25 protein-coding genes and 1 pseudogene are annotated in these 23,982 nt (G+C 57.7%); 22 read left to right on the forward strand and 4 right to left on the reverse strand.

Annotated features, from left to right (window positions below; all coding sequences use genetic code 11):
* Window positions 1-23 precede the first annotated feature (23 nt).
* From MPN23_RS03085 to MPN23_RS03120, 8 genes are all read left to right on the forward strand, one after another.
* Window positions 24-548, forward strand: coding sequence for an OmpH/Skp family outer membrane protein (locus tag MPN23_RS03085; RefSeq protein ID WP_243546088.1), 525 nt, complete (start codon window positions 24-26; stop codon window positions 546-548).
* A 4-nt stretch (window positions 549-552) separates the two neighbouring features.
* Window positions 553-1,593 carry a UDP-3-O-(3-hydroxymyristoyl)glucosamine N-acyltransferase gene (gene lpxD, locus MPN23_RS03090; RefSeq protein ID WP_243546089.1) on the forward strand — a complete coding sequence of 347 codons (1,041 nt, stop codon included), beginning with the start codon at window positions 553-555 and terminating at the stop codon, window positions 1,591-1,593.
* A complete protein-coding gene (gene fabZ, locus MPN23_RS03095) occupies window positions 1,586-2,047 on the forward strand; it encodes a 3-hydroxyacyl-ACP dehydratase FabZ (protein WP_243546092.1) in 462 nt (153 codons plus the stop codon). The genes lpxD and fabZ overlap by 8 nt, the downstream gene beginning before the upstream one ends.
* Window positions 2,047-2,862: an acyl-ACP--UDP-N-acetylglucosamine O-acyltransferase gene (gene lpxA, locus MPN23_RS03100; protein ID WP_243546093.1), complete on the forward strand. Its 816-nt coding sequence runs from the start codon at window positions 2,047-2,049 to the stop codon at window positions 2,860-2,862. Before fabZ ends, lpxA begins: the two co-directional genes overlap by 1 nt.
* A 19-nt stretch (window positions 2,863-2,881) precedes the next feature.
* Window positions 2,882-3,700: an LpxI family protein gene (locus MPN23_RS03105; protein ID WP_243546094.1), complete on the forward strand. Its 819-nt coding sequence runs from the start codon at window positions 2,882-2,884 to the stop codon at window positions 3,698-3,700.
* 151 nt (window positions 3,701-3,851) lie between these two features.
* The gene (locus MPN23_RS03110; protein ID WP_243546095.1) at window positions 3,852-4,730 is read left to right on the forward strand and encodes a damage-control phosphatase ARMT1 family protein; all 879 of its coding nucleotides are present in this window, start codon (window positions 3,852-3,854) and stop codon (window positions 4,728-4,730) included.
* 11 nt (window positions 4,731-4,741) lie between these two features.
* Entirely contained in the window at window positions 4,742-7,867 is a 3,126-nt protein-coding gene (locus MPN23_RS03115) for an AsmA family protein (RefSeq protein ID WP_243546096.1), read from the forward strand.
* 68 nt (window positions 7,868-7,935) lie between these two features.
* Window positions 7,936-9,321 (forward strand): YihY/virulence factor BrkB family protein, encoded by a 1,386-nt coding sequence (locus MPN23_RS03120; RefSeq protein WP_243546097.1) that lies wholly within the window; start codon window positions 7,936-7,938, stop codon window positions 9,319-9,321.
* 289 nt (window positions 9,322-9,610) lie between these two features.
* On the opposite strand, the gene tgt is transcribed toward MPN23_RS03120, so the two are convergent.
* Together tgt and nth are read right to left on the reverse strand one after the other, a co-directional pair.
* Window positions 9,611-10,735, reverse strand: coding sequence for a tRNA guanosine(34) transglycosylase Tgt (tgt, locus tag MPN23_RS03125; protein ID WP_243546098.1), 1,125 nt, complete (start codon window positions 10,733-10,735; stop codon window positions 9,611-9,613).
* A 4-nt stretch (window positions 10,736-10,739) separates the two neighbouring features.
* Window positions 10,740-11,375: an endonuclease III gene (gene nth, locus MPN23_RS03130; RefSeq protein ID WP_243546099.1), complete on the reverse strand. Its 636-nt coding sequence runs from the start codon at window positions 11,373-11,375 to the stop codon at window positions 10,740-10,742.
* Window positions 11,376-11,503: 128 nt separating this feature from the next.
* Between nth and cutA the strand changes: the two genes are divergently transcribed.
* From cutA to pal, 12 genes are all read left to right on the forward strand, one after another.
* Entirely contained in the window at window positions 11,504-11,818 is a 315-nt protein-coding gene (cutA, locus tag MPN23_RS03135; RefSeq protein WP_243546100.1) for a divalent-cation tolerance protein CutA, read from the forward strand.
* A 79-nt stretch (window positions 11,819-11,897) separates the two neighbouring features.
* Window positions 11,898-12,827, forward strand: coding sequence for a carbohydrate kinase family protein (locus tag MPN23_RS03140; RefSeq protein WP_243546101.1), 930 nt, complete (start codon window positions 11,898-11,900; stop codon window positions 12,825-12,827).
* A 30-nt stretch (window positions 12,828-12,857) separates the two neighbouring features.
* Window positions 12,858-13,940 carry a phosphotransferase family protein gene (locus MPN23_RS03145; RefSeq protein ID WP_243546102.1) on the forward strand — a complete coding sequence of 361 codons (1,083 nt, stop codon included), beginning with the start codon at window positions 12,858-12,860 and terminating at the stop codon, window positions 13,938-13,940.
* A 2-nt stretch (window positions 13,941-13,942) separates the two neighbouring features.
* Complete coding sequence (locus tag MPN23_RS03150) at window positions 13,943-14,521, forward strand: adenylyl-sulfate kinase (RefSeq protein WP_243546103.1); 579 nt, start codon at window positions 13,943-13,945, stop codon at window positions 14,519-14,521.
* Window positions 14,522-14,602: 81 nt separating this feature from the next.
* Complete coding sequence (gene miaB / locus MPN23_RS03155) at window positions 14,603-15,952, forward strand: tRNA (N6-isopentenyl adenosine(37)-C2)-methylthiotransferase MiaB (protein ID WP_243546104.1); 1,350 nt, start codon at window positions 14,603-14,605, stop codon at window positions 15,950-15,952.
* Window positions 15,946-16,437: a bifunctional nuclease family protein gene (locus MPN23_RS03160; protein WP_243546105.1), complete on the forward strand. Its 492-nt coding sequence runs from the start codon at window positions 15,946-15,948 to the stop codon at window positions 16,435-16,437. Before miaB ends, MPN23_RS03160 begins: the two co-directional genes overlap by 7 nt.
* 6 nt (window positions 16,438-16,443) lie before the next feature.
* Complete coding sequence (locus tag MPN23_RS03165; protein WP_243546106.1) at window positions 16,444-17,094, forward strand: histidinol phosphate phosphatase domain-containing protein; 651 nt, start codon at window positions 16,444-16,446, stop codon at window positions 17,092-17,094.
* Window positions 17,095-17,211: 117 nt separating this feature from the next.
* Window positions 17,212-17,919 carry a MotA/TolQ/ExbB proton channel family protein gene (locus tag MPN23_RS03170; protein WP_243546107.1) on the forward strand — a complete coding sequence of 236 codons (708 nt, stop codon included), beginning with the start codon at window positions 17,212-17,214 and terminating at the stop codon, window positions 17,917-17,919.
* A gap of 9 nt (window positions 17,920-17,928) precedes the next feature.
* Window positions 17,929-18,342 carry a protein TolR gene (gene tolR, locus MPN23_RS03175; RefSeq protein WP_243546108.1) on the forward strand — a complete coding sequence of 138 codons (414 nt, stop codon included), beginning with the start codon at window positions 17,929-17,931 and terminating at the stop codon, window positions 18,340-18,342.
* A 26-nt stretch (window positions 18,343-18,368) separates the two neighbouring features.
* Complete coding sequence (locus tag MPN23_RS03180) at window positions 18,369-19,256, forward strand: TonB family protein (RefSeq protein ID WP_243546109.1); 888 nt, start codon at window positions 18,369-18,371, stop codon at window positions 19,254-19,256.
* Window positions 19,257-19,260: 4 nt separating this feature from the next.
* Complete coding sequence (locus tag MPN23_RS03185; protein ID WP_243546110.1) at window positions 19,261-20,571, forward strand: protein tolB; 1,311 nt, start codon at window positions 19,261-19,263, stop codon at window positions 20,569-20,571.
* A gap of 125 nt (window positions 20,572-20,696) precedes the next feature.
* A complete protein-coding gene (gene pal / locus MPN23_RS03190) occupies window positions 20,697-21,263 on the forward strand; it encodes a peptidoglycan-associated lipoprotein Pal (protein WP_243546111.1) in 567 nt (188 codons plus the stop codon).
* A gap of 72 nt (window positions 21,264-21,335) precedes the next feature.
* Here pal and MPN23_RS03195 read toward each other — a convergent pair whose 3' ends face one another.
* The gene (locus tag MPN23_RS03195) at window positions 21,336-21,812 is read right to left on the reverse strand and encodes a phosphatidylglycerophosphatase A family protein (protein WP_243546112.1); all 477 of its coding nucleotides are present in this window, start codon (window positions 21,810-21,812) and stop codon (window positions 21,336-21,338) included.
* A gap of 323 nt (window positions 21,813-22,135) precedes the next feature.
* On the opposite strand from MPN23_RS03195, the pseudogene MPN23_RS17175 reads away from it, so the two are divergent.
* Window positions 22,136-22,263: pseudogene (locus MPN23_RS17175) on the forward strand (transposase); the annotation flags it as partial.
* Window positions 22,264-22,446: 183 nt separating this feature from the next.
* Here the strand turns inward: MPN23_RS17175 and MPN23_RS03205 are convergent.
* Window positions 22,447-23,067 carry a Maf family protein gene (locus MPN23_RS03205; protein WP_243546114.1) on the reverse strand — a complete coding sequence of 207 codons (621 nt, stop codon included), beginning with the start codon at window positions 23,065-23,067 and terminating at the stop codon, window positions 22,447-22,449.
* A gap of 177 nt (window positions 23,068-23,244) precedes the next feature.
* Between MPN23_RS03205 and MPN23_RS03210 the strand changes: the two genes are divergently transcribed.
* Window positions 23,245-23,967, forward strand: coding sequence for an OmpA/MotB family protein (locus MPN23_RS03210; RefSeq protein WP_243546115.1), 723 nt, complete (start codon window positions 23,245-23,247; stop codon window positions 23,965-23,967).
* Window positions 23,968-23,982: the final 15 nt, after the last annotated feature.

Below are 23,982 nucleotides of genomic sequence, written 5' to 3' on the forward strand. Positions count from 1 at the left end.
GATTGACCGAAGGAGTAATACTGATGAAACGCATTCTTTTTGCCACCTTGTGCCTGGTTGTTCTGCTTCAGGTGCCCGCGTATGCCGCAGACGCCAAGATCGGTGTTTTCAGCATGCAGAAACTCATGCTCGAATCCGATGCGTCCCAGGATGCCGGAGCCCAGATGAAGGCCGAGTTCGAGCCCCTGATCAAGGACCTTGAGCGGGAAAAGGCTGCCATCCAGAAGATGGAAGAGGACATCAAGAAGCAGGATCTGGCTCTGAAGCTGGACGCCAAGCAGGACATGCAGCGCAAGCTTCGCAGCCGCATCCGCGACTATCAGGACAGCGCCGTTGCCCTCCAGCAGAAGCAGGCCTCCCAGAGCCAGAAGCTGCAGAAGCCCATTCTGGAACTCATTCAGAAGGTGGTCGACGAATATGGCAAGAAGCACAAGATGACCGTGATCATGGACATGCGCGTGGCCGGTATCGTGTACTTCGATAACAGCGTGGAAATCACGGATGCACTGATGGCCGAGATGAACAAGCAGTGGAAGGCCAAGAAGTAGCATCATGTCGTATCTGCTTTCCGAACTTGCCGAGCGGCTCGGGCTTGAATTCCTGGGTGACGACGTTGAAATCACGGGCGTGAATACCCTGGACAAGGCCGGGCCGGGCGAGTTGTCCTTTCTGGTCAACCCGAAATACGCCGCACAACTGGAAACGACCGGTGCGTCCTGCATTCTGACGGACAGGACGCACGCCGAATCCGTGGACTGCGCCTTGATCAGCGCCAATGTCTACATGGACCTTGCCAGGATTCTGCATGTGTTCGCCAGGCCGCACGGATGCTTCAAGGGCATCAGCGAGCTGGCCTACATTCATCCTGATGCGCAGGTTGATCCTTCGGCCACGGTGTATCCCTTCGCTTTTGTGGGGGAGAACGCCAAGGTCGGCGAAGACTGCGTGATTTTTTCCGGTTGCTATGTCGGGGAAGACGCCATTCTGGAAAAGGGGTGCATTCTGTATCCCAATGCCGTTGTCATGGGACAGTGCGTTCTTCGCGAAAACGTCATTCTTCAACCCGGCGCCGTGATTGGCGGGGACGGGTACGGTTATGCCCAGACTCCGGCCGGACATATGAAGATTCCTCAGATCGGACGTGTCGAGCTTGGTGGAAATGTCGAAATCGGTTCCAACTCCGCCATTGATCGGGCCGCGCTGGACGTGACCCGCGTGGGCGAGGGGACCAAGATCGACAATCTGGTTCAGGTGGCCCACAACGTGGAAATCGGACAGCATTGCCTGATCATTTCCCAGGTGGGCATTGCCGGGAGCACCAAGGTCGGCAACGGTGTCATTCTGGCTGGTCAGGTCGGCGTGGCGGACAACGTGTCCATTGGTGACAATGTGCAGGTTGCCGCGCAGTCCGGCATTGCCGGCAATGTTGCCGAAGGGGCGAAACTGATGGGCAGTCCGGCCATTCCGGTCAAGCAGTACATGCGCGCCGGTGGGGTCTGCCTGCCCAGGCTGCCGGAGTTGTTCAAGCGCGTGAAACAGCTTGAAAGGGAACTGGAGCAGCTCAAGGCCGTTTCTGGAGAGAACGATGGGTAATTTCGAGGAAATCATTGAAATCAAGCGGATCATGGAAATGATTCCGCATCGATATCCGTTTCTGCTGGTGGACAGGGTGGTGGAATTCGAAGCCGGTGTTCGCATGAAGGCGTACAAGAACGTGACCATGAACGAGCCGTTTTTTCAGGGACATTTTCCCGGACTTCCGGTCATGCCCGGCGTGCTCATTCTGGAGGCTCTGGCCCAGACCGGCGCTGTCTTCGTGACCCGTTCCGTGGATTTCGAATCCAAGGACAAGGTCTTTCTTTTTGCGGGAATGAACAACGTCAAGTTCCGTACTCCGGTGGTTCCCGGTGACAAGCTGGATCTTGAGGTCTTTTATCAGAGAAAGAAAATGAACATATGGCGCATGAGCGGCGTTGCCACTGTGGACGGCAAGGTCGTGGCTCAAGGGGATTTCACCGCTGCTGTCGCCGATAAAGGGGATATGTAGTGGCTACCGAGATTCATCCTACTGCGGTGGTTGACCCTTCCGTCAAGCTCGGCGTTGACGTCCGGATCGGACCCTATGTGGTTGTCGAGGCGGATACCGTGATCGGCGATGGTTCCTACGTGGAATCCTTTGCCGTGATCAAGCGGTATACGGAAATGGGAAAAAACAACCACATTCATCCCAATGCGGTCATCGGCGGTGAACCGCAGCATGTCGCGTATCAGGACGAAAAGACGTTTACCCGACTCGGCGACAACAACACGGTCCGCGAGTGCGTGACCATTCATCGCGGAACAGTGCAGGGTGACGGGGAAACCGTGGTCGGTTCCAACTGCATGCTCATGGCCTATTCCCATGTCGCGCATGACTGCCGCCTCGGGGACAACGTGATTCTGGCCAACTCGGTCAATCTGGCCGGTCATGTCCAGATCGGCAATCATGTCATCGTGAGCGGCATTTCCGCCGTGCAGCAGCATGTGCGGATCGGTGACTACGCCTTTCTTGGCGGCGCCAGCGGCTACAATCTCGATGTTCCTCCCTACATGCTGGCGCACGGAGTTCGCGGCAAGCTTTCCGGGCTGAACATCATCGGGCTCAAGCGTCATGGTTTCACTTCCGAGACCTGCAAGATGCTCAAACGGGCCTACAAGACCATTTTCTGTTCCGGTCAGACCAAGGAAAAAGCCCTGGCTCAGGTTGAAGCGGAAATTCAGGGCGTACCGGAAGTGGATACGCTTGTTGCCTTCATTCGCGAAAGCAGGGGCGTTGCTCCCGACACGCGTCAGAAGAGCGGGCAGTGCCAGGACGACGAGTAGCCTTGGAATGACTGCTTCCATGACCATAGGACTGATTGCCGGAGGCCGGAAATTCCCGGTTCTCGTGGCTCAGGGAATCAAGGCTCGTGGCCATAAACTGGTGGTGGCCGGATTTTCCGGCCACACCAATATGGATGTGGTGCCCCTTGCCGATGTCTGGAAGGAACTGAAGCTCGGCAAGCTCGCCCAGCTCATCAAGTTCTTCAAGAGCAACGGCGTGCAGCGCGTTATCATGGCCGGGACCATCAACAAGCCCAAGGTCATGGATCTCAGATTTCTGGACATGCGCGCCATGAAACTCATCTTTCGCATCAAGGGCAGGGGAGACGCGCAGATTCTTCAGGCTTTCGGCGAGGAACTCGAAGCCGAGGGCATGCCTGTCGAGCCCGCCCACCTCTATCTTCCCGATCTGCTGACTCCGGCTGGGGTGCTGACGGAACGTCAACCCGACGAACACGAATGGGAGGACTTGCGTTTCGGCTGGAAAGTGGGCAAGGAGCTCGGCAAGCTCGACATCGGCCAGTGCCTTGTGGTCAAGCAGGCCGTGGTTGCGGCTGTCGAAGCTCTGGAAGGCACGGATGAAACCATTCGCCGCGGCTGTTCCCTTGCCGGAGAAGGCTGCGTGGTGGTCAAGGTGTTCAAGCCCGGTCAGCAGGATCAGGTGGATTTGCCCAGTCTGGGAGCGGATACCATTCACATCATGGCCGAGCATGGCGCGACCTGTCTTGGCATTGAGGCTGAAAAAAGCCTGTTTTTTGATCGTGAAGAAGCGCTTGCTGCGGCCCGCAAGGCCGGAATTTCCATCGTCGGACTGACGGCGGATCAGATCGGTTCCTGATTTTTTCTCTTTCTCGGCTTTCGAGCCGTTTTCCCGTCCCCATATGAACCTTGCCAAAGGCGGGTCCGTGTGAGATTAAATATTTTTCACGGATATTGCGATGTTGCGATTTCCGTCAACATCGTTTTCGGCTTTTTGACAGGTTTTCACCATGTATACATCCATAGACTGCATGCCGTGCCTGATGGGCATGGCGCTTCGTTCAGCCCGGCTGGCTCGCCCTCATGACGAGGATTTTCACCACCTTGTGGTTTCCCGGTGGTGTCGCATTCTTGCCGATCTGGATTTGCGTCTTCCTCCGCCGGCCATCGCTGCCCATTTGAACAGGCTGGTGGCCGAGTTGTCCGGTTGCGCCGATCTGTACGAGGACGATAAGCTGGAGGCCAATGCGAGCGTTTCAAGGACGTTGCCCCGCCTTCGGTCCCTGCTTGACGAACAGAGGCCGCAGGGGGAAACCTGCGTACTGTCGCTTGCTTTGGATATGTCCATAGTCGGCAATTTCATCGACAGGGGCGTGGAATTGACGTTTGATTGGAAAGCGGCACTCGACAACCTGTCGACCTCATTGTGCCCTGTTACCGTGGAACGTTTCATGGATCGCACCGGGCCGGGCAAAGAGGTGCTCATCCTCGGCGACAATGCCGGAGAAATCGTGCTGGATACCCTGCTGGTCGAAGAGCTTTCCAGACTCGGATGCTCCGTGACCTATGCCGTTCGTTCCTGTCCCGTGCTCAATGATGCCACGGTTGCCGATGCCGAACAGGTCGGCATGACAGCTCTGTGTCCCGTGGTCGAGAGCGGAGTGGATACGCCGGGTACGGTACTGGAACGGTGCACGCCGGATTTCCTCGATAAAATGCGCAATGCCGATTTGGTTCTGGCCAAGGGGCAGGGCAATTTCGAGGCCTTGCAGGGACGTTTTCCGGGGGTGTTCTGTGCCTTCAAGGTCAAGTGCGACCGAGTAGCCCGGGATACGGGACAGGAGATCGGCAGTTCCGCCTTTCTCGTCACCTGCGGCCGGGAGTCGTGAGTGGAGGACGCATGACGCGGATGTTGCGGCGTTTTCTGGTTTTCGTGTCCGAAACCGTTGCCGTTGCTGTCCTGCTTGGGGCTGCCGCGCTTTTTTTCGTCTCCCGATACATTGATACCCAAGATTTTCGGACGCGATTCGTCTCGGTCCTGCAGGATGCCACGGGTGTCCCTTTTCGGCTTGATGGCGAACTGGACATTTCCTTCCGTCCATGGATTCGCCTGCATGTCAAGGGGCTGACCATTCCCGATGATCCGGAATTCGGCGATCTGCCGCTTCTGGAAGTGGACAACCTGCTTCTGGGCGTTCGCCTGTTTCCGCTTCTGGATCGTGACGTCATTGTCAATGCCGCATCGGTCGAGGGCATGACCGTGAATGTGGTGCGCCTGCCGGATGGCCGGTTCAACTGGGAATCGGTCGTGGCATCCTCCGGAAACGGTTCGGCCATGAACGCCGGCAGCGGCGAGGAGGGCGGAATTGCCATTCGGGATTTCGTCATTCGAGGCGCCGACGTTTCCGGTTGCACCTTGCGCATGCGGGACAAGCTGGAAAAGCAATCCTACATTGCGCAGGGGTTGGAAATGAAACTGGGCGAGTTTCGGCCGGGGGAGCGTGTTGCCTTTACCTTGCGCGGCTCCTTTGGCTGGGATCAGGGGGATGTTGTTGCCGATGTGAATCTTCAGGGAAGTCTGGATTCCGGTCTGGGCAGAAAGCACGACCTGATTTCCGATACGTCCCTCTACGCTGTTGTGGGGGGCGGGTTCCTGCCGGACAAGGCTGCCCCGGGTGAAGTGACGGCCAACATCCGGTTCGACCGTGAACAGGACAAGCTGCTTGTGGACGGTTTCCACCTTCGGCTTCTTGGCATGTCGGCTCATGGTTCGTTCCGGACAGGACGGCTGGATGCGCCTTTTCTTCTGGAGGGCGAATTGGCGGTCAATTCCTTTGCGCCCCGTCCGTTGCTCAAGGAGTATGTGCCTGCATTGCCTCTCGACAAGGTGCGCGACGGGCTGAACTCCGTTTCCGGGGAAACGCGTTTTCGCATGGATGGCAAAGGCATCAGTTTGGAGAAACTGTCGTTTGCCTTGGATGATGCCAGGCTTCGTGGTTCCTTGGCCTGTTTCGATTTTTCCAATCCGGAATTCCATTTCGATCTGACTGCGGGCAAACTGGATATCGACCGGTATCTTCCGCTTTTCATGACCGAAGAGCCTTTTGTCTGGGGAGATTTTCATCTTGCCGAGCTGGCGCACCTTCGGGCAAAGGGGAAGGCCAAAGCTTCAAGCGTCGTGGTCCTTGGGCATGAGTTCGACTCGGTCTCCGCGTCGTTGGCATCTTCCCGTGGAAAAATGCAATTGGCCACCGGGCCTTTTCTTTTCAACGGCAGTTCCGCCAGGGGGCGTGCAATGCTTGATCTCGACTTGTCCGGCGCTGCCCGCCGATCGCCAGTCGTATCCATGGTCGGGGCTGTGGAAGTGGCTGCCGACTCGTTTGTCTGGAAGTCGGATTCGGTTGATATCCACTCCGGGGGCAAGGTCAGGCTTGAGTTGCGCGCTGGGAAAGTGCCATGTGTACCGGCTGACCGTTCCCTGAAACTTCTGCACCATGTCGCATTGGCGGGCAAGGCCGAGATGACGAACGGCGTGATTTCCGTTGCCACGGACCATGCCCGGAAGAATGTTGCCTTTTCCCGGGCCGAAACCTCCCTTGATGCGCATTCGCTGGCCGAGGATTCGGACTGGTTCGGTTTTCAGGTCAACGGGAGTCTGAATGTCGATGGGCAGAGCGGGAAGTACGTTTCCGCATTGCAGGTCGAAGGTCCTGTTGCAGTGCGGGAGAACGGGGACTTTCGCGCATCCGAAGTCGTGTTTTCCGGTCGGTTTGCCGGTGATTTCTTTCCGCAGAAGAGCGACCTCCTGCAGGCCAAGGGCAGAATTTCCCTTGACTCCACTGCGGACTCCCTGCAAGTCGGCAGTCTGCTGGTACGTGGTCTTGGAACGGAAGTCTCCGGCAGTATCTCCGGTCGGGAACTGAGTGGAAAACAGGAATATTCAGGGATGTTGTCCGTGACGAGGTGCCAGCCTCGGCGCCTGTTGCGACTGGCCGGTTTGGAACCCTGGGAAATGGCTGATCCCGGCGTTCTGGGAGAACTGACCGTATCGTCCCGGTTCGCACTTTCCTCCGATGGATTCCGTTTCGACGATGTGAATGGACGACTGGATGACTGCGCTGTTCAGGGCATGGTTCGTGGCGAGGGATTCGACACCCCTGTGCTGCGGTTTTCCCTTGATGCCGGACGGCTGGATCTGGACAGGTATCTGCCGCCGGAAGATGACGTGCGCAAGGCGCGGAGCAGGAGTTCCCAGGCTGTCCATGAATCGGCTCCCGTTCGTCTGCCCATGACTTTTCTGCGTGCTCTGCGGCTGGATGGAACGGTGCGGATCGCCGAGTTTCGACTGGATGATCTGTGGGCGACCCGGGTTTCCGGTACGGTCAGGGCGGAAAAGGGTGACATTGCCGTCAAGGCCAAGGGCCGGATGTATGGAGGGGCTCTGGACGTGGACTGGTCCGGCGAGGTAGGCGAGGAATATCTGCATACCGCCCTGAAGCTGCATGTTGAAGACGGACGCATTGAGCAGATGCTCAAGGATGTGGCCGGGCGCGACTATATCCGTGGCGAAACCGATGTGGATTTCGATCTGTCCGCAAGCGGTGCCACGGATGACGATGTCGTGAATTCCCTGTCGGGCACGGCATGGTTCCGGGTGCGCGACGGTTCGTTCCGTTTTTCGAAGAGCGATGACGCCGGGCAGGGAAAGCGTACGGTCTTTCAAAAGGCGGCCGGAGATTTCACGGTGCAGAACGGAGTCTTTTCGGTGCAGAAGTTTCGCATGGACGCGCCGCCGCTTCTCGTGACAACGGGGTCGGGCTTCTTCAGTGTTGCTGACGATGTTATCGCCTTGTCCCTGCGCAATGATTTCGTGGCCGTGCCGAGTGTGACCATTCAGCTTCATGGAAGACTGTCCGACCCGCAGGTGAGGATTCCCACCAAAAACATTCTCAGTGATACGGTGACGAACATCCTTACGTTACCGCAGAAGCCCATCGACTTCTTGCGGGATCTTCTCCCCTGGTAGAAATGCCGGGATTGCCCGGTTCGTGAATTCGTGTATTATCGGCGCACAAGCCAAAAGGGATGATCATCATGACGCCGAAACGAGTGCGCAAGGCATCGGCCACGCTTCGCAGCCATTTTGTCGAGGATATCTGGGTCCGCAACGCCCCGGACACGCCTCTGCATGTGCGCGCCTGGAAGGCCGTCTGCCGCTTCTTCTATCTGGTTGGGCACGGTTTCTTTCAGGATCAATGCATCATCCGGGCTGCGGCCCTGACCTTCACCACCATTCTCTCCGTTGTTCCGTTTCTGGCCGTGGCCTTTTCCATTTCCAAGGGGTTCGGCTTGCAGAACACCGAAGTCATCAGGACGCTCATCCTGAAGATGACCACGGGCCGCATGGAAGTGGCGGACAAGATCATCGAATACATCGACCGGACCAATGTTCAGGCGCTCGGCTGGATCGGCGTGGCCATGCTGCTGTTTACGGTTCTTTCCCTTGTCGGGACCATTGAAAAGGCCTTCAACACGATCTGGCAGGTCAATCGGGGGCGGTCCACATGGCGAAAGATTTCCGACTTTCTGCCCATTATCGTGATTTGCCCCATCGTCCTGCTTGTGGCGTCCAGTTTCAACGTTTCCCTGCATCAGCAGAACATGATCAAGGGGCTGCTCAGCATTCAGGCCATCGGGTATCTTGAGGCCCTGTTTCTCAAGATCACCCCGTTCATTCTCATTTCGCTGGCCTTTGCCTTCATGTTCGCATTCATCCCCAACACCAAGGTCCGTTTTTCCGGGGCGCTTCTGGGGGGCATGTTCGCAGGTGCGCTCTGGCAGGTTGCGCAATGGGCCTACATCAACTGGCAGATAGGCGCGGCCAAGTACAATGCCATCTACGGCAGTTTTGCCCAGTTCCCCCTGCTGCTTGTCTGGATTTACATCAGTTGGACCATCGTGCTTCTCGGCAGCGAGGTGAGCTACGCTTTTCAGAATCTGAACGCCTTTGTCAAAAAACGGTTTTTCGGCAATGCCACGCCATTTGAACGTCAGAAACTTGCCGTGCTCATGATGGTCATGCTTGCCAGGAGCTTTCGGGATGCGCGGCCCCTGCCTTCCGTCGAGGAACTTTCGGATCAGTTGATGGCGCCGTCTTCTCTGGTTTCCGATCTGTATGCCGTGTTGGCCAAGTTCGGATATGTGGTGCCTGTGCAAGGCAGAGAAGGCGAAGTGTTCGCCCCGGCACGGTCTCTGGAAGACGTCCGGGTGGTGGATATCATCGGAGTGGTCAACATGGATGGCGACAATCGCAGCTATGCCGCGTTTGCCAAACGGTTCGGGTTCATGGAAACCCTGTTCGACAATCTGGGCAAGGTCGTGTCCGAAAGTGAAGCCAATCTGACGTTGCTCGAATGCGCGGAAAAATTTCCTGCCCATGCCATTGAAGTGCCGAAAGAGGAAGTCGGGGAAACGAAATAGCCTCCGGCGGTCCCTTCGGGAGGACCGGGGCGCTGCCCCGGACCCGCGAGGAGCGAGGCCCCTCGACTCCATTTGTTCAGCCAATCGAAAGAGGCGTGATGCATGCCCTGCCGGGACATGCATCACGCCTCTTTCGATTGGCTGAACGGAGTTTGGAGAACCGTATTTTTCAACTACGTGGCATGGCAATTTTGCAAACTGCCAATTCTTTCCGGAGGCGTAGCGCCAAAGAGTTTGGGAGAGACCAGAGAACCTTTTGCCATAGGGGCTCTGGTCGCCGTAGATTCGCCTACGCCGCAGGCTTTGCGTAGATGGCTTCGTACTTGGCCTTGACCTTGTTGAAGCAGCCCTGTTCGATGGAATTTCTGACCTCTTTCATCAGTTTCAGATAAAAGTGGAGGTTGTGATAGGTATTCAGTCGGTAGGACAGCAGTTCCTTGGCCGTGTACAGATGGCGCAGGTAGGCGCGTGAGAAGTTGCGGCAGGTGTAGCAGTCGCAGTTCGGGTCCAGAGGGGAATCGTCCTCGCGGTATTGTGCCTTCTTGATGTTGATCTTGCCCACGGAAGTGAACAGCGTGCCGTTTCTGGCGTTGCGCGAGGGCAGCACGCAGTCGAACATGTCCACTCCGGCGGAAACGCCTTCCAGAATGTCCAGTGGTGTGCCAACGCCCATGAGATAGCGGGGTTTTTCCGTGGGCATGAGCGGCGTGATGTGGTGCAGGATGTCGTACATTTCCTCGGTGCCTTCGCCTACGGACAGGCCGCCGATGGCGAATCCTTCGAAATCGATGTCCCGGAGCTGCTCCAGGCTGCGTTCGCGCAGATCCTTGAAGAAGCCGCCCTGTACAATGCCGAACATGAGCTGGTCGCCAGAGCCCTTGGGGTAGCGTGCGCGGCAGCGTTTGGCCCAGCGCGTGGTCATTTCGAGGGATTTTTCCGTGTAGGCATAATCCGCCCCGTAGCCCACGCATTCGTCCAGAACCATCATGATGTCCGAACCGAGATTGTGTTGGATGTCGATGGCTTTTTCCGGGGAAAAGAAATGCTTGGAACCATCGATGTAGGAACGGAATTCCACGCCTTCCTCGGAGAGCTTGCGGATGGATTCCAGACTGAAGACCTGAAATCCGCCGCTGTCCGTGAGGATGGGCTTTTTCCAGTTGGCGAACTTGTGCAGGCCGCCTCGTCTGGCCACGAGATCGTCACCCGGTCGCAGATACAGATGATAGGTGTTGCCCAGAATGATCTGGGCCTCCATCTCCTCCAGATCGGTGGGGGACAGGGACTTCACCGTGCCCTGCGTGCCGACGGGCATGAAGATCGGGGTCTGGATTTCTCCGTGGGCCGTGGCCAGGGTGCCGCGACGGGCAAGGCCGTCCGTGGCATGCAGCTTGAAATCGCCGGGATTTGCCATAGGTCTATTTCACTCCCTTTTTCGGGCATATGTCGTTGAGTTCGCATTCCGGACAGCGGGGCTTGCGCGCCGGGCATACCTCGCGTCCGAAGTAGACGAGAAAATGATTGATGTCTCCCCATGCTTCGCGGGGGTACAATGCCATGAGATCCTTTTCTATGCGTACCTGATCCGTGAACGTGGTCAGGCCGAGGCGGAAGGAGAGCCGGGTCACGTGCGTGTCCACGGCAATGCCTTCGTGAATGCCGAACGCATTGGACAGCACGATGTTTGCTGTCTTGCGCGCCACGCCGGGCAGAGTAATCAGGTCCTGCATGGTCCGGGGTACTTCGCCGTTGTATTCCTCGACAACGCGTATGGCCGCGTTCTTGAGATTCCTTGCCTTGTTGCGAAAGAATCCGGTGGAGCGGACCACTTCCTCGATTTCCGCAACGTCGGCTGCGGCCACGTCCGGTATGGAGGGCCAGCGTTCGAAGAACACCGGCGTGACCAGATTGACCCGGGCGTCCGTGCATTGCGCGGACAGCACCGTGGCAACGAGCAGTTCCCACGGCGTTTTCCAGTCCAGAGCCGGCTCGGGGGCGGGATAGCGTTTTTCGAGTCTGCGGAAGATTTCCAGAGCGCGTTGTTTTTTCTGCATGGCAAATTCCTTTGTGACGGTCCATCCGTTAACAGCTTGCGCCGCAACCCTCAAGATCAATGTCCGGGCTTTGCGCGGAGGGCTGGGAGTGGTAGGGTTCGAATGCATAGCGAAACAAAGGAGTCATCATGAGCGAATCCCTTGTGTACATGACCATGGAAAACCGGGAGCAGGCCGCCAATATCGGTGCGGTTCTGGTAGAACGCAGACTTGCCGCATGCGTGAACGTCATTCCGGGCATGGAGTCCCTGTACTGGTGGAACGGACAGGTGCAGCATGGCAGCGAAGCCGTGCTCATTGCCAAGACCAGGTCCGCACTGGTGGCGGAACTTGTTGAAGCTGTCAAGGCCGTGCATCCCCATGAGGTGCCGTGCATCGTCTCCATGCGCATCGAAGGGGGCAATCCGGATTTTCTGACGTGGATACGTGAGGAGACCAAATAGACGGCGGTTCCGTTGACATGACGCGCACCTCGGCCTAGTCTCGGCACAAAGAAATTCAACAGGTTCCGAGGAGGAATGAATGCAAGTATATATCACCGGCTCTCTGGCCTTTGACCGCATCATGACGTTTCCCGGCAGGTTTTCCGACCATATTCTGCCGGACAAGATTCACATCATGAACGTCTGCTTCGTCGGCAACGGGCTTGACGAAAAATTTGGCGGCACGGCCGGAAACATCGCGTACAGCATGGCCCAACTGGGTGAAAAGCCGGTGATCCTCAGTCAGGTGGGACGGGATTTTTCCGTTTACGACGAACGCCTCCAGAAACTGGGATTGCCCGTGGAGGGCATCCGTACGCTGGATCACGAATTCACTGCGGGCGCGCACATCACCACGGACATGGCCGACAACCAGATTACCTGCTTCAACCCCGGAGCCATGTGTCACTCCTGCGGCTACGACATGACCGGCCTCAATGGCGACAGCATCGGCATCGTGTCCCCCGGCAATGTGGAGGACATGGTCAATCATCCGAAATACTACCGCGAGAACAATATCCGTTTCATCTTCGACCCGGGACAGCAGATCACCACCTTGGGCGGTGAAAAGCTGAAGCAGGCTCTTGAGGGAGCATACATGCTCATCGTCAACGACTACGAGTTGCAGATGGTCATGAACGACACCGGGTATTCCAAGACGGAGCTGCTGGACAAGGTGGGCATGATCGTGACCACGCTGGGCGAGAACGGCTGCATGGTCAACAACGGTGAGGAAATGCACATTCCCGCAGCCAGGCCCGTAGCCGTGGTCGATCCCACGGGCGCGGGCGACGCGTTCCGTGCCGGACTGCTCAAGGGACTTTGTCTGGGCAAGGATGTGGAAACCGCCTGTCGCATGGGCTGCGTGAGCGCCCTGTATTCCGTCGAGACAAGAGGCACCCAGGAATTTCAGTATACCTGGGAGGATTTCAAGCATCGTTACGAGGAGAACTACGGGCCGCTGGCATAGGACCCGGACGCTCCTCCAAGGAGCCGTATCGTGATCGAACTGACCAGGACCTCGCTGGAAGAGTATCTTCGGAAGGTGTTCGGCCGCAATGCGCGGTTGATCGGAGCCGGGGACATCGGCAACCTGGACGAGCAGGGCATGAAGGGCTTTGGCTACGGAAAGCCTTTGCTCATCCGTTTCGAGCACGATGGAACTGAAAAGGAGGCCGTACTGTCCGTCATGAAGGGGGACAAGTACGGCCATCAGTTTTATTGGGACCGGGCCGCCATTCTGATGTTCCAGTTCGAGACTTCGGCCCTCATGGAACGCCATGCCCGTCCGCTCGGACTCGGGTATGTGAATGCGGACAGCGAGCTTGTTCCTGTGGAGTCGCCCCGGGAGTTCTTCATTGTTAATGAAAAACTTGAAGGGCATGACTACTTTCAGGATCTGGAGCGCATTCGCGAGGGCGGATTTCGGGATTCGGACGTGGACATGGCGCGCGAATTCGCCCGGTGGCTTGCCCGCGTGCATTCCCGCAAGCTGGATGATCCCGACCTGTACTATCGCCGCATTCGCAACCTCATCGGTTCCAGCGAATGCATTCTCGGCCTGATCGACGAGGCCTTTCCGCATCCCTACGAGTTTTTTCCGGACGAGCGGTTCCGTGGTCTGGAAAAGCAGTGCGTGGAGTGGCGCTGGAAGCTTCGCGGCTACAGCCATCGGCTGAGCGCCGTGCATGGGGATTTTCATCCGTGGAATGTGCTGGTCACGGATGACGGCGACTTTTCCGTGCTGGACCGGAGCCGGGGCGAGTGGGGCGAGCCCGGCGGCGATCTCGCGACCATGGCCGTGAACTACCTGCTCTGGAGCCTGTACGACCACGACCGCCTGAACGGGAAATACGAGCTGCTGTACCGGGCCTATTTCGAGGAATACCTCTCCCTGACCGGGGACGAGGAAGTGCTTGAGGTCATGGCTCCGTTCTTCGTGTTTCGCGCCCTGGTCATCGCTTCTCCGGAATGGTACCCGGATCATCCCGTCAACGTGCGTCGTCGCCTGTTTCGGTTCATGGAAAACGTGCTTGAGGACTCGGTCTTCGATTGGGAACACATCAATCGCTACATGGAATGAACATGCCGGAAACCGGATTCGCCATCTGGGTCGTGGGGCTGCCGGGCAGCGGCAAGTCCACGTTGGCCAAGGCCGTTCATGCACGGCTGCTGGAGCACGGCCATGACGCGGTCCTGCTTCAGATGGATGCCCGTCGCAAGGCGTATTTCCCGAATCCGACGTATTCGGCAGAAGAACGCGCGCAGGCGTATGCCATGTTCATTGACGAAGCCGCGACGCTGGTGGAGCAGGGGCGGGCCGTTGTCATGGACGGTACGGCGTATCGCGCGGCCATGCGGCGGGAGGCGCGCAAATGCATTGCCCGGTTTGCGGAAATTCTTGTCCGGTGCGACGTGCGTGAAGCCATGCGCCGTGAGGCTTCCCGGCCCAAAGGGCTGGTCATGGCCGGACTGTATTGCAAGGCCTTGGAGCGGCAGGAAACCGGAAAACAGTTTGATGGGCTTGGCGATGTCGTGGGTGTGGACGTGCCTTTCGAGGAAGATTCCGGGGCCGAATTCATGATCGACAACACCACGCTTTCCAAAGCCGAGACCCGTGCCGCCGTGGTCGCTTTTCTGGACAGTTGGCTCAAGAACGCTTAACCACAACCAGCGGACGGCATTGTCCATAACAAACGAAATCATTCCCATGCCCGGGCATGGGGTCTGGAAGAGCGACATTTCATGAAATACCATATCAGCACTTTTGGCTGCCAGATGAACGTGCATGACTCGGAATGGCTTGCACGAGCTTTGGACAGCCGCGGATGGACCGCGGTCCCCGAGGACGAGGCTCAGGTCTTCATTGTCAACACCTGCTCGGTGCGGGAAAAGCCCGAGCAGAAGGTGTATAGCGAACTCGGCAGGATCGCGGGACGGCTGCGGGACATCCCCGAAGGGTTTGCTGCGGTCGGTGGCTGCGTGGCCCAGCAGGTGGGACGCGGCTTTTTCGAACGTTTTCCCTTTGTTCGACTGGTGTTCGGTTCGGATGGCATTGCCAATGCGCCCAATGCGCTTGAGCGATTGGCCGAGGGCTCGGACGAGAAGGTCGCGCTGCTGGATTTCGTATCCCTGTACGAGGAACGTGAGCAGGCCGAGGGCGAGACCGTGCGCATTGCCGAGACTCGGCAGGCGTTCGTGAACATCATGCAGGGGTGTGACAACTTCTGTTCCTACTGCATCGTGCCGTACACGCGCGGTCGTCAGAAGTCCCGGCATCCCGAGGCCGTCATCGAGGAATGCCGGATGCTCGTGCGGTCCGGGGTGCGCGAGCTGACTCTGCTGGGCCAGAACGTGAACAGCTTCGGTCTGGACAAGGGCGGCGTGGGCGTGAGTTTTGCCGATCTGCTTCGGTCCGTGGCCGCGATTCCTGGATTGGATCGTCTGCGATTCACCACGTCGCATCCCAAGGACATTGCGCCGGAAGTCATTGCCGCGTTCGGAGAGCTGGAGAATCTGTGCCCGTCCCTGCATCTGCCGCTTCAATCCGGCTCGGACGCCGTGCTCAAGCGCATGAAGCGTCGCTATACCCGGGAGCGCTATTTGTCCATCGTGGAGGGACTCAAGCAGGCCCGGCCCGACATTGCCCTGACCACGGATCTGATCGTGGGTTTTCCCGGAGAGACCGAGGAGGATTTTCAGGAGACCCTGCGCGTCATGAAGCAGGTGGAGTACGAGTCCAGCTTTTCCTTCAAGTATTCCGACAGGCCGGGCGTTGCCGCTCTGAACATGGAACCCAAGGTGTCGCCTGAAGAAGCTTCGGACAGGCTGACCCGCTTGCAGAATTTGCAGAATGCTATTACTGGAAATAGTCTAAAAAAGCAGGTCGGAAACCGGACGCAGGTTCTGATCGAAGGAGTGAGCCGCAGGCAGGACGGCGGCGGTACCTGGTGGAAGGGCCGCGATCCGGCCGGACGTATCGTGAATCTCGCATTGCCCCATGAAAAGGGCATGACCGGGCTCATGGTTCCTGCCAGGATAACCGAAGCCAAGAAACACTCCCTGATGGGGGAAAGGACGGGCGAGCCGTGGTAAAGGTCGACATATTCGGACTGGCTATTGACGAGAATTCCCGATCTCCGATCCTGATGCTCAAGGATGAGGTGAGCAATCTCGTGTTGCCCATCTGGATCGGGGCAATGGAGGCCATGTCCATTTCCGTCGCCCTGAACAAGGTTCCCTTTCCCCGGCCCATGACGCATGACCTGCTTCTCAGCATGATCAAGGGCATGGGCGGCAGCGTGACCCGGGTTGAGGTCACGGATATCGAAGGCGGCACGTTCTACGCGGAAATCGTCGTGGAGCATGGCGAGAATACCCGGCGGATCGACAGTCGTCCCTCGGATGCCATCGCCCTTGCCGTCCGGGCGGAATGCCCGATTCTCGTGAGTCAGGCCGTGCTGGACGATGCCGGGGCTCCATATCAGGAGACCGAGACGGTTCTCAAAAGGGACGAATCCAGCAAGTGGCTCGATGAATTGGAAAAAATGTCGGAAAAAGACACCAAATACAAGATGTGATCGACCATGATAGATTTGCATACCCATACGGTTTTCAGCGATGGCGAACTCATTCCAGCGGAACTCGTTCGCCGTGCACAGGTGGCCGGGTACAAGGCCGTTGGCCTGACCGATCATGCCGATGAAAGCAACATGTATCACACCTTGGAAAACGTGATCCGTTTCGTGAGGAAACAGGGACACTTTTTCGATGTGACCGTGATCCCCGGCGTGGAAATCACGCACGTGCCCCCGGCGTTGATTGGCGAAATGACCCGCGAGGCGCGCAAGGCCGGAGCCCGGGTGGTCGTGGTGCACGGGGAAACGCCGGTCGAACCTGTGGATCGGGGAACCAATCTCGCTGCCATCGAGGCCGGAGTGGATATTCTGGCACATCCCGGTCTGATCACGGACGAGGAAGCTGCTCTGGCCGTGGAAAAAGGGGTTGCTCTGGAAATCACCACACGGGGCGGGCACAGCTATACCAACGGTCATGTGGCGGCCATGGCGCGCAAGCACGGTGCCAAACTGGTCATCGACAACGATGCCCATGCCCCACGCGATCTGATCGGCAGGGAGCTGCGGCGGGTCGTGGCGTTGGGGGCCGGACTGACGCCCGAGGAGTTGCGGGCGGCCGAGGCCAATTCGCGGGAGATCGTGCAGCGCTGCATGAAATAGCGTTCGCATTTTGTCACGGAATCGTGGTGCGGAGCGGTTGCGATGCGGATATCTCACGCATCGCTGCCTGATTTTTTCTGAAGTACGGGCCTGGTCCCAAACAATGACGGGTGATCAATGAATCTTCTTCCCGACAGCGACATCGTCACGCTGCTTTCCGGCGCCACCCTTGCGGTGAAGCTGGTACTGCTCTTTCTGGCCTGCATGAGCCTGTGGAGCTGGACCATCATCTTCTACAAATTCCTTTCGATTGGCGTTGCCCGGCGCAAGGTTGCGCAGGGGTATGACGCATTCGTGGATGCGCATGACCTGACCTCGGGGCTCAAGGCTCTCGGCGGACGGGACGCATCGCCTCTGGCACGCGTTGGTGCGTTGGCTGTCAAGGAGTTCAGGCTTCTCGAACGGGCCGAGGTCAACCGCGAGCGCAAGCGCATGCTGGCCAAGGACACTCTGCGTCGAGTGCTCAAGCAGGGCATCAGCAAGGAAATGCGTTCCCTGACCCGCAATCTGCCGTTTCTGGCAACCTGCGCCAATGCCGCCCCGTTCATCGGGCTGTTCGGCACGGTCTGGGGCATCATGCATTCCTTCCACAGCATCGGCCAGCAGCAGTCCGCAGCACTTGCCACGGTTGCCCCGGGCATTTCCGAAGCTTTGGTCGCCACGGCCATCGGCCTGCTCGTGGCCATTCCCGCCACGATTTTCTACAACTACTTTCTGGGCAAGCTCAATGAAGTCGAGTCCGGGATGGTGGATTTCGCTGGCGCGTTTCTGAATCGCGCGGAACGGGAAATCGCCTGGGCCGAAAAGGCCAAAGCCAAAAACTAGGAGCCGCGCATGGCGATCAAGACTGGCGGCGGCTACCTGAACGAAATCAACGTCACCCCGTTCGTGGATGTGATGCTGGTGCTGCTGATCATTTTCATGGTTACGGCTCCGCTCATGACCCAGGGCGTGGAAGTGGACCTGCCCACCACGCGCACCGTGCGCAACCTGCCTCAGGACAGTGATCATCTCGTGCTGACCGTGAAACGGGACGGCAGGATGTTTCTGGACGAGTATCAGGTGGGCTTCGAGGAATTGCAGGACCATCTCAAGCGGCTGGTGGCGAACCAGAAAAAGCAGCTTTTTCTGCGTGCGGACAAGGAAGTGCCCTACGGCACCGTGGTCAAGGTCATGGGCGAGATCAAGGGCGCGGGAATTGATCGGCTCGGTATTGTGGCCGAGCAGGAAAAGCAGGCCCGGAAGTAGGCGCAAGCCGTTCCCGGAGCAGTTGAATGCGTCATTTTTTCGGTTTCATAGCCTCTTTTTTCTTTCACTGTGCCCTGGTTGCGGTCGCGCTTTTCTGGGCCACGGGAACGCCGGTCAGGGTGAACATGGATCGGCCCGTGTATACGGTCGATCTGGTTTCCCTTGCGCCTCCGCCGCCTCCGGCTCCGGTAGAGAAAGTCCCGGCTGCGTCCGAGGTCAAACCGGTCTCTCAGCCGGAATCTGCCGCTCCGGTGGAGGTCAAGGGTGACCCCGAACCGGTCAAGCCGGTCGTCAAGCCGGAGCCTGAAAAAAAAGCCAAAAAGATCAGTCCCAAAAAGGACGAAAAGAAGAAAGTCGTAAAAAGGAAGGAAAAGCCGAAACCCGAACCGAAACCAAAGCCCAAACCGAAGCCCAAACCGAAGCCCAAGCCCGGAAAAACGGAAAAGCAGCTTTTGGCCGAGGGACTCAAGGCCGCGCAGAAAAAGGTTGCCGCGCAGGAACGCAGACAGAAGCGGAAACTGGCTGACGAGCTTGCCGCGCTTCGAAAAAACGAGAGCGGCGTATATGCGCATGGTGGTCAGCAGGACGGCCGGGAAGGTGGTGTGCAGGGAGGCAGCGGGATCAGCGGATCCGGTCTGTCCGAGGTGTACGCCCTGATCGTGGGGACGGCCATCAAGAAGAATTGGCGCTATCCTTCGTTTGCCGGAGAAGCGAATATCGTTGCGTCCGTGGAAATCGTTCTGGCTTCGGATGGAAGAATTCTCGAATACAAGGTTGTTGCTCCCTCGGGCAATGCCGTGTTTGACAATTCCGCGCTTCAGGCTATCAAACAGACCGAGTACGTGGAACGCCCGCGAACCGAACGGGACCGCGTTCTCGTTATCAACTTCAACAGTCAGGAACTTTCAGAGTAGCCAAATGAAACGACTTTTCCAGTTGTTTGCCGTGATTTTTCTTGCCGTGGCCCTGGCGGTCCCGGCTTTTGCCCAGGCTCCGCTCACCGTGGACATCCATGGCCCGGGTCAGCGCATGGTCAATTTCGTCATGCTGCCGCCCAGACCTGCGGGAGTATCGCTCGTGCCTCAGGCGCCGTCCCAAGCCTTGGCCGAACTCATTGCCAATGATCTCGGTTACATTCCGTTTCTCAGGAATGTGCCTTCAAATTCGTTGCTTGGCGGTGATCCGAGCAAGGGCGTCGAACGCAAGGACATTGATTTCAAACCGTTGCAGCTTGCCAAGGTTGATCTGGTCATGACCACGGGCTGGGACGGAAACAGTGTGGAGCTGCGTGTTTTCGAGACGTTCAGTGGACGTCGGGTCGTTGGCAAGAAATACAACGATCTTGACCGGGTACCGCTTGCCAAGGTCGCAGACAGATTCTGTTCCGTGTTTCTGGAGGCCTTGACCGGAAAAAAGGGATTTTTCGAATCTCCCATCGCTTTCGTGAAGCATGAGGGCGAGACCAAGGAAATTTTCACCATTTTGCCGCAGGGCAGGGAGTTGCAGCGCATCACCCGACTTGGCGGATTCAATCTCAGCCCGGCCTGGTCCATGAATGGCCGCAAGATCGCATTCACGCACATTGGCAAGAAGACCCATTCCCTCGGTGTCTACGACGCGGATACAAGGAAGATCACGCTGTATACCAAGGGACTCGGTCATTCCGTCATCAGCCCGGTATTCGGACCGGACGATCACATCACCGTGGCCCTGAATCGCAACGGCGCGACCAACATCTATCAGCTTGACGGCCAGTTTCGCCCCAAGCGGACTCTGGCTCAGGGACCGTACATCGATGTTTCCCCGAGCTTCGACCGGACCGGCGAACTCATGGCCTTTACCTCGGGCCGGGCGGGCAATCCCCACATCTATCTCATGAACATGAAGACCGGACAGGTGAGGCGCGTAACCATTCAGGGCAAATACAACACGCATCCCTGCCTCAGCCCGAACGGTCGATTCGTGGCCTATACGCACCGGACCGATGAGGGGCACCGCATTTTTCTGCACGATCTGGCTACCGGGCGGGAAAAGCAGCTGACCTTCGGCCCGGGCAATGACGAATTCCCAGCCTTTGGGCCGGACGGCTATTTCATCGCCTTTGCCTCAAACAGGACAGGGGAATACAAGCTGTATCTGACCACGCGTCATGGCGATACGCCCAGGATGCTGCCCACGGGCAAGGGGCCTGCCTATGCCCCGGCCTGGGATACGTCGCGACAGTGGTAGGCAATTGTTGCATGTTGAGGGTTGATTTTGCCGCTGGAAAATGTACATCTAATCAAGCGGCGTACTGGTATTCGGTGCTTGGCGCCTGCGCAAATGCCTGAATGCGGCACCTTTAAGGAGAGAGCATGAAAACGAAATGGTATCTGGGCGTATTGGTAGTGATTTGCCTGTCCCTGTTCGTCACGGCCGGGTGTTCGACAAAAAAGACATCGAGCATGCCGCCGGGCGCGACCAAGGTGAAGGTGGAGGACGATTCCAAGTGGACGCCTCCTCCGGCTCCCGAAGCGCCCCAGCCCCAGATCGATGAAGAGGCTCTCAAGGCCGAAGCCGAAGCTCGCGCACGGACTCAGGCCATTCAGGAACTGACGGATGCCCGCATTCAATTCGCCTTTGATTCCTATGAGCTGAACGAGGAATCCCGTGCCCTGCTTGCTGTCAAGGCAAGCATCATGCGCAACTATGCCGACACCACCGTGGTGATTGAAGGCTATTGCGACGAGCGGGGTACCGAGGAATACAATCTTGCTCTCGGCGAACGCCGCGCCCGTGCCGCCTACGAACATCTGGTCATTCTGGGGGTTGCCCCGGAGCGGATGAGCATCGTCAGTTTTGGCGAGGAACGTCCGGTCGATCCCTCGCATAATGAAACCGCGTGGGCCAAGAACCGTCGGGCAGAGTTCGTGGTGCAGTAGCTCTCCGCCAATTAGAGATGAAAAAAGCCGCCTTGATTTCAAGGCGGCTTTTTTCGTGTTCAGTCGATTCGGTCAGAAAGCCAGACAGAGCAGCCAGAGGATCAGCAGAGCGTATCCACCGGCCACGGCATCGTCGATCATTACGCCGAAGCCTCCGGGAAACGCGGTTTCGGCCTGCCTGACCGGCCAGGGTTTGAGTATGTCGAAGACCCTGAACAGAACAAAGGCCAGAACCAGCACCCACCACGAAACCACCTGAAACGGGAGCAGGGCGATCCACTGGCCGAGCAGTTCGTCGATGATGACGCATCCCGGGTCCTTTTGATCCAGAACGGTCTCGGCGCGGGATGCCGCCCAGGTTCCGACTCCGAAAATCAGAATCAGGATGGCGATGCGCATCCAGAAAGGGGCGGGCAGGAAACAGGCCGGGGCAAGCAGTATGGCTGCCAATGATCCCCAAGTGCCCGGAGCCTTGGGCAAATGTCCTATCGGTCCAAGCGTGGCCAGAAATACGGCGGCCTTGTCGGAAAAGGATTGTGCGGAATTCATTTCTCACTCTTTATGGCTGACTGTCTATGCCTGCGGCAAAGGCTCTTGCGCCTTGCTCAGGCGAACACATGCGGAGCTATACAAGGTCGGTTCGAACAACGCAATGCATTGAGGAGGCGTCTGCAAATTCAGGGAGATGGTTTTGCGCCCCCTGACTGGTGCAATGAGGAGGGGCGTCACCCCGGCCATTGCCGGGAACACCAAGGCGGATGCCTTCCGCCTATCCTTTGGGAAGAAGCGCCGGAATAGCATGGTAATCCCCCCGAAAATCAATGGTCCTCAAAAGTAGAATTTTCTCGTAAAACCAACGCAGGAGATTTTACATGAAGAAGTCCCGTTATTCCGACAGTCAGATTTTGGCCATATTGAAGCTGGCCGAGGGGGGATCCCCGTGGTCCAGCTTTGTCGTGAGCATGGATGGCATGCCACAGCGCAACCGTTCCCATCATGGTGGACGGGACTATCTTTCCCGGTATTATGACTCGGAAAGTGTTCGGCTGATCAACAAGCGCTACGCCAAGGATTTCCGAATCGGCGGATATGTGATGGTCTGATGCAAAAGCGGCCTGTTTTCGTGTCGATCGGGTCGACAGGAGAAACAGGCCGTATCTGCTATGAATCATCGGGAAAATGTTCAGCCTGATGGAGCTATTATGCCTTTCCTCTTTGCCTCATCAACGATTCTTGCCACAGGCAATCCCACCACATTGGTATAGGAGCCGCGAATGGCGGTGACCAGAAAAGTGCCGATGCCTTGGATGGCGTAGGCTCCGGCCTTGTCGAACGGTTCGCCTGTGGCAATGTAGGCGCGCAGTTCGGTTTCGGAAGAGTTGCGCATGTCCACGTCCGTGCTGACGGTGAATACGTTCGGAGCTTCTCCGGGCAAGGCCATGCAGCATCCGGTGATGACCTGATGCGTGGTGCCTGCAAGGGCTGACAGCATGGCAAGGGCATCCTGCGCATCGCTGGGTTTGCCCATGATCCGTTTTCCCAGAACCACGATGGTATCCGCTCCGAGTACCGCGGCATCGGGACGGCGCGATGCAACCTCAAGGGTTTTGAGCGTGGCCATGCGACGGGCGTAGGCATCGGGTTCCTCGCCCGGCAGAGGAGCTGGCTCTTCGGCCCGGCTGGGACAGATTTCGAATTGCAGGCCCAGATCGGCAAGAAGCTCCCTGCGTCTGGGAGAGCCCGAGCCGAGCACCAGCGGCTTTGTTGCGACGAAAGGTCCGGTAGGCTGTACGTGTTGTGTCATGCCCGCAGTTATTCCTCCATTTCCCGAAGCTCGTCAAACATCTCATGGCGTGGCATTTTTTTGTCACCGTGACTGTGGAAACACTCTTCTTCTTCAATCAAGGCTATTGAATTCAGTGTCTTACTGCTGTGGCAGGCATTTTGCTAGCTCTTCTGCGTGGAACTCCAAGGAGCGTGTATGCGAATTCCGGATTCGGATTTGACAAAAAAATTCAGCTCGTTCGAAGATTTCGAAACCACGGCTGCGGCGCGGGGACTCAATGACTGGGTCGTGCCATGGGCTGATCTGATGATGGTGATGTTTGTCCTGTTCGTTGTGCTGTTCATTTATGCGAGTACGCACAAGGACGTGCGCGTACTGTTCAGCCCGGAGACTGCTTCTCGGGCCGAGGCTGTTGGTACGCTGGACCCGTTGATCGGCCTCATTGGCGGGATTTCCAGTCAGGCGGATCAATACGCCTCCCGGAACACGGTGCATGTTGGCGGACGCGAAGTCGTGTTCAAATCCCGTGCGGATGGTGTCACCGTGGTTCAGGACAGGGAGGGAAGGACACGCATCACCCTGCGGGGAGGCCTTTTTTTTCAGGCTGGTGAGGCTGGATTGAATGCCAGTGCCGGGCAGTATCTCGGAGAGATAGCGGGGTTGCTGCGCGTCAGTGCCGGGCGGGTTCATGTGATCGGGTATTCCTCGGCCAATGAGGCGGACGGGGTGCAGAGTTTTGCTCTGTCCGGGGATCGGGCCAGAAGCGTGGCCGAATATTTCATCAGGGAAAGCCATATCGATCCGAAGCGGGTCATTCTGTCCGGCAGGGGCATGTACGCCCCGGAACTGCCGGATTCCTCGGTCGCCAATCAGGAACGGAATCGGCGGGTCGAGATCGTGCTGTTCAATGAATCGTGAGTTGTCTGGAGGAAG

The sequence above is a fragment of the Pseudodesulfovibrio tunisiensis genome (genome assembly GCF_022809775.1).
GTDB classification, from domain to species: domain Bacteria; phylum Desulfobacterota; class Desulfovibrionia; order Desulfovibrionales; family Desulfovibrionaceae; genus Pseudodesulfovibrio; species Pseudodesulfovibrio tunisiensis.

What these genes read in the sequence shown, in the direction of transcription:
- MPN23_RS03085 (WP_243546088.1), top strand. Translation starts at nt 24, where the DNA reads ATGAAACGCATTCTTTTTGCCACCTTGTGCCTGGTTGTTCTGCTTCAG.
- lpxD (WP_243546089.1), top strand. Translation starts at nt 553, where the DNA reads ATGTCGTATCTGCTTTCCGAACTTGCCGAGCGGCTCGGGCTTGAATTC.
- fabZ (WP_243546092.1), top strand. Translation starts at nt 1,586, where the DNA reads ATGGGTAATTTCGAGGAAATCATTGAAATCAAGCGGATCATGGAAATG.
- MPN23_RS03105 (WP_243546094.1), top strand. Translation starts at nt 2,882, where the DNA reads ATGACCATAGGACTGATTGCCGGAGGCCGGAAATTCCCGGTTCTCGTG.
- MPN23_RS03110 (WP_243546095.1), top strand. Translation starts at nt 3,852, where the DNA reads ATGTATACATCCATAGACTGCATGCCGTGCCTGATGGGCATGGCGCTT.
- MPN23_RS03115 (WP_243546096.1), top strand. Translation starts at nt 4,742, where the DNA reads ATGACGCGGATGTTGCGGCGTTTTCTGGTTTTCGTGTCCGAAACCGTT.
- MPN23_RS03120 (WP_243546097.1), top strand. Translation starts at nt 7,936, where the DNA reads ATGACGCCGAAACGAGTGCGCAAGGCATCGGCCACGCTTCGCAGCCAT.
- tgt (WP_243546098.1), bottom strand. Translation starts at nt 10,735, where the DNA reads ATGGCAAATCCCGGCGATTTCAAGCTGCATGCCACGGACGGCCTTGCC.
- nth (WP_243546099.1), bottom strand. Translation starts at nt 11,375, where the DNA reads ATGCAGAAAAAACAACGCGCTCTGGAAATCTTCCGCAGACTCGAAAAA.
- cutA (WP_243546100.1), top strand. Translation starts at nt 11,504, where the DNA reads ATGAGCGAATCCCTTGTGTACATGACCATGGAAAACCGGGAGCAGGCC.
- MPN23_RS03140 (WP_243546101.1), top strand. Translation starts at nt 11,898, where the DNA reads ATGCAAGTATATATCACCGGCTCTCTGGCCTTTGACCGCATCATGACG.
- MPN23_RS03150 (WP_243546103.1), top strand. Translation starts at nt 13,943, where the DNA reads ATGCCGGAAACCGGATTCGCCATCTGGGTCGTGGGGCTGCCGGGCAGC.
- miaB (WP_243546104.1), top strand. Translation starts at nt 14,603, where the DNA reads ATGAAATACCATATCAGCACTTTTGGCTGCCAGATGAACGTGCATGAC.
- MPN23_RS03165 (WP_243546106.1), top strand. Translation starts at nt 16,444, where the DNA reads ATGATAGATTTGCATACCCATACGGTTTTCAGCGATGGCGAACTCATT.
- MPN23_RS03170 (WP_243546107.1), top strand. Translation starts at nt 17,212, where the DNA reads ATGAATCTTCTTCCCGACAGCGACATCGTCACGCTGCTTTCCGGCGCC.
- tolR (WP_243546108.1), top strand. Translation starts at nt 17,929, where the DNA reads ATGGCGATCAAGACTGGCGGCGGCTACCTGAACGAAATCAACGTCACC.
- MPN23_RS03180 (WP_243546109.1), top strand. Translation starts at nt 18,369, where the DNA reads ATGCGTCATTTTTTCGGTTTCATAGCCTCTTTTTTCTTTCACTGTGCC.
- MPN23_RS03185 (WP_243546110.1), top strand. Translation starts at nt 19,261, where the DNA reads ATGAAACGACTTTTCCAGTTGTTTGCCGTGATTTTTCTTGCCGTGGCC.
- pal (WP_243546111.1), top strand. Translation starts at nt 20,697, where the DNA reads ATGAAAACGAAATGGTATCTGGGCGTATTGGTAGTGATTTGCCTGTCC.
- MPN23_RS03195 (WP_243546112.1), bottom strand. Translation starts at nt 21,812, where the DNA reads ATGAATTCCGCACAATCCTTTTCCGACAAGGCCGCCGTATTTCTGGCC.
- MPN23_RS03205 (WP_243546114.1), bottom strand. Translation starts at nt 23,067, where the DNA reads ATGACACAACACGTACAGCCTACCGGACCTTTCGTCGCAACAAAGCCG.
- MPN23_RS03210 (WP_243546115.1), top strand. Translation starts at nt 23,245, where the DNA reads ATGCGAATTCCGGATTCGGATTTGACAAAAAAATTCAGCTCGTTCGAA.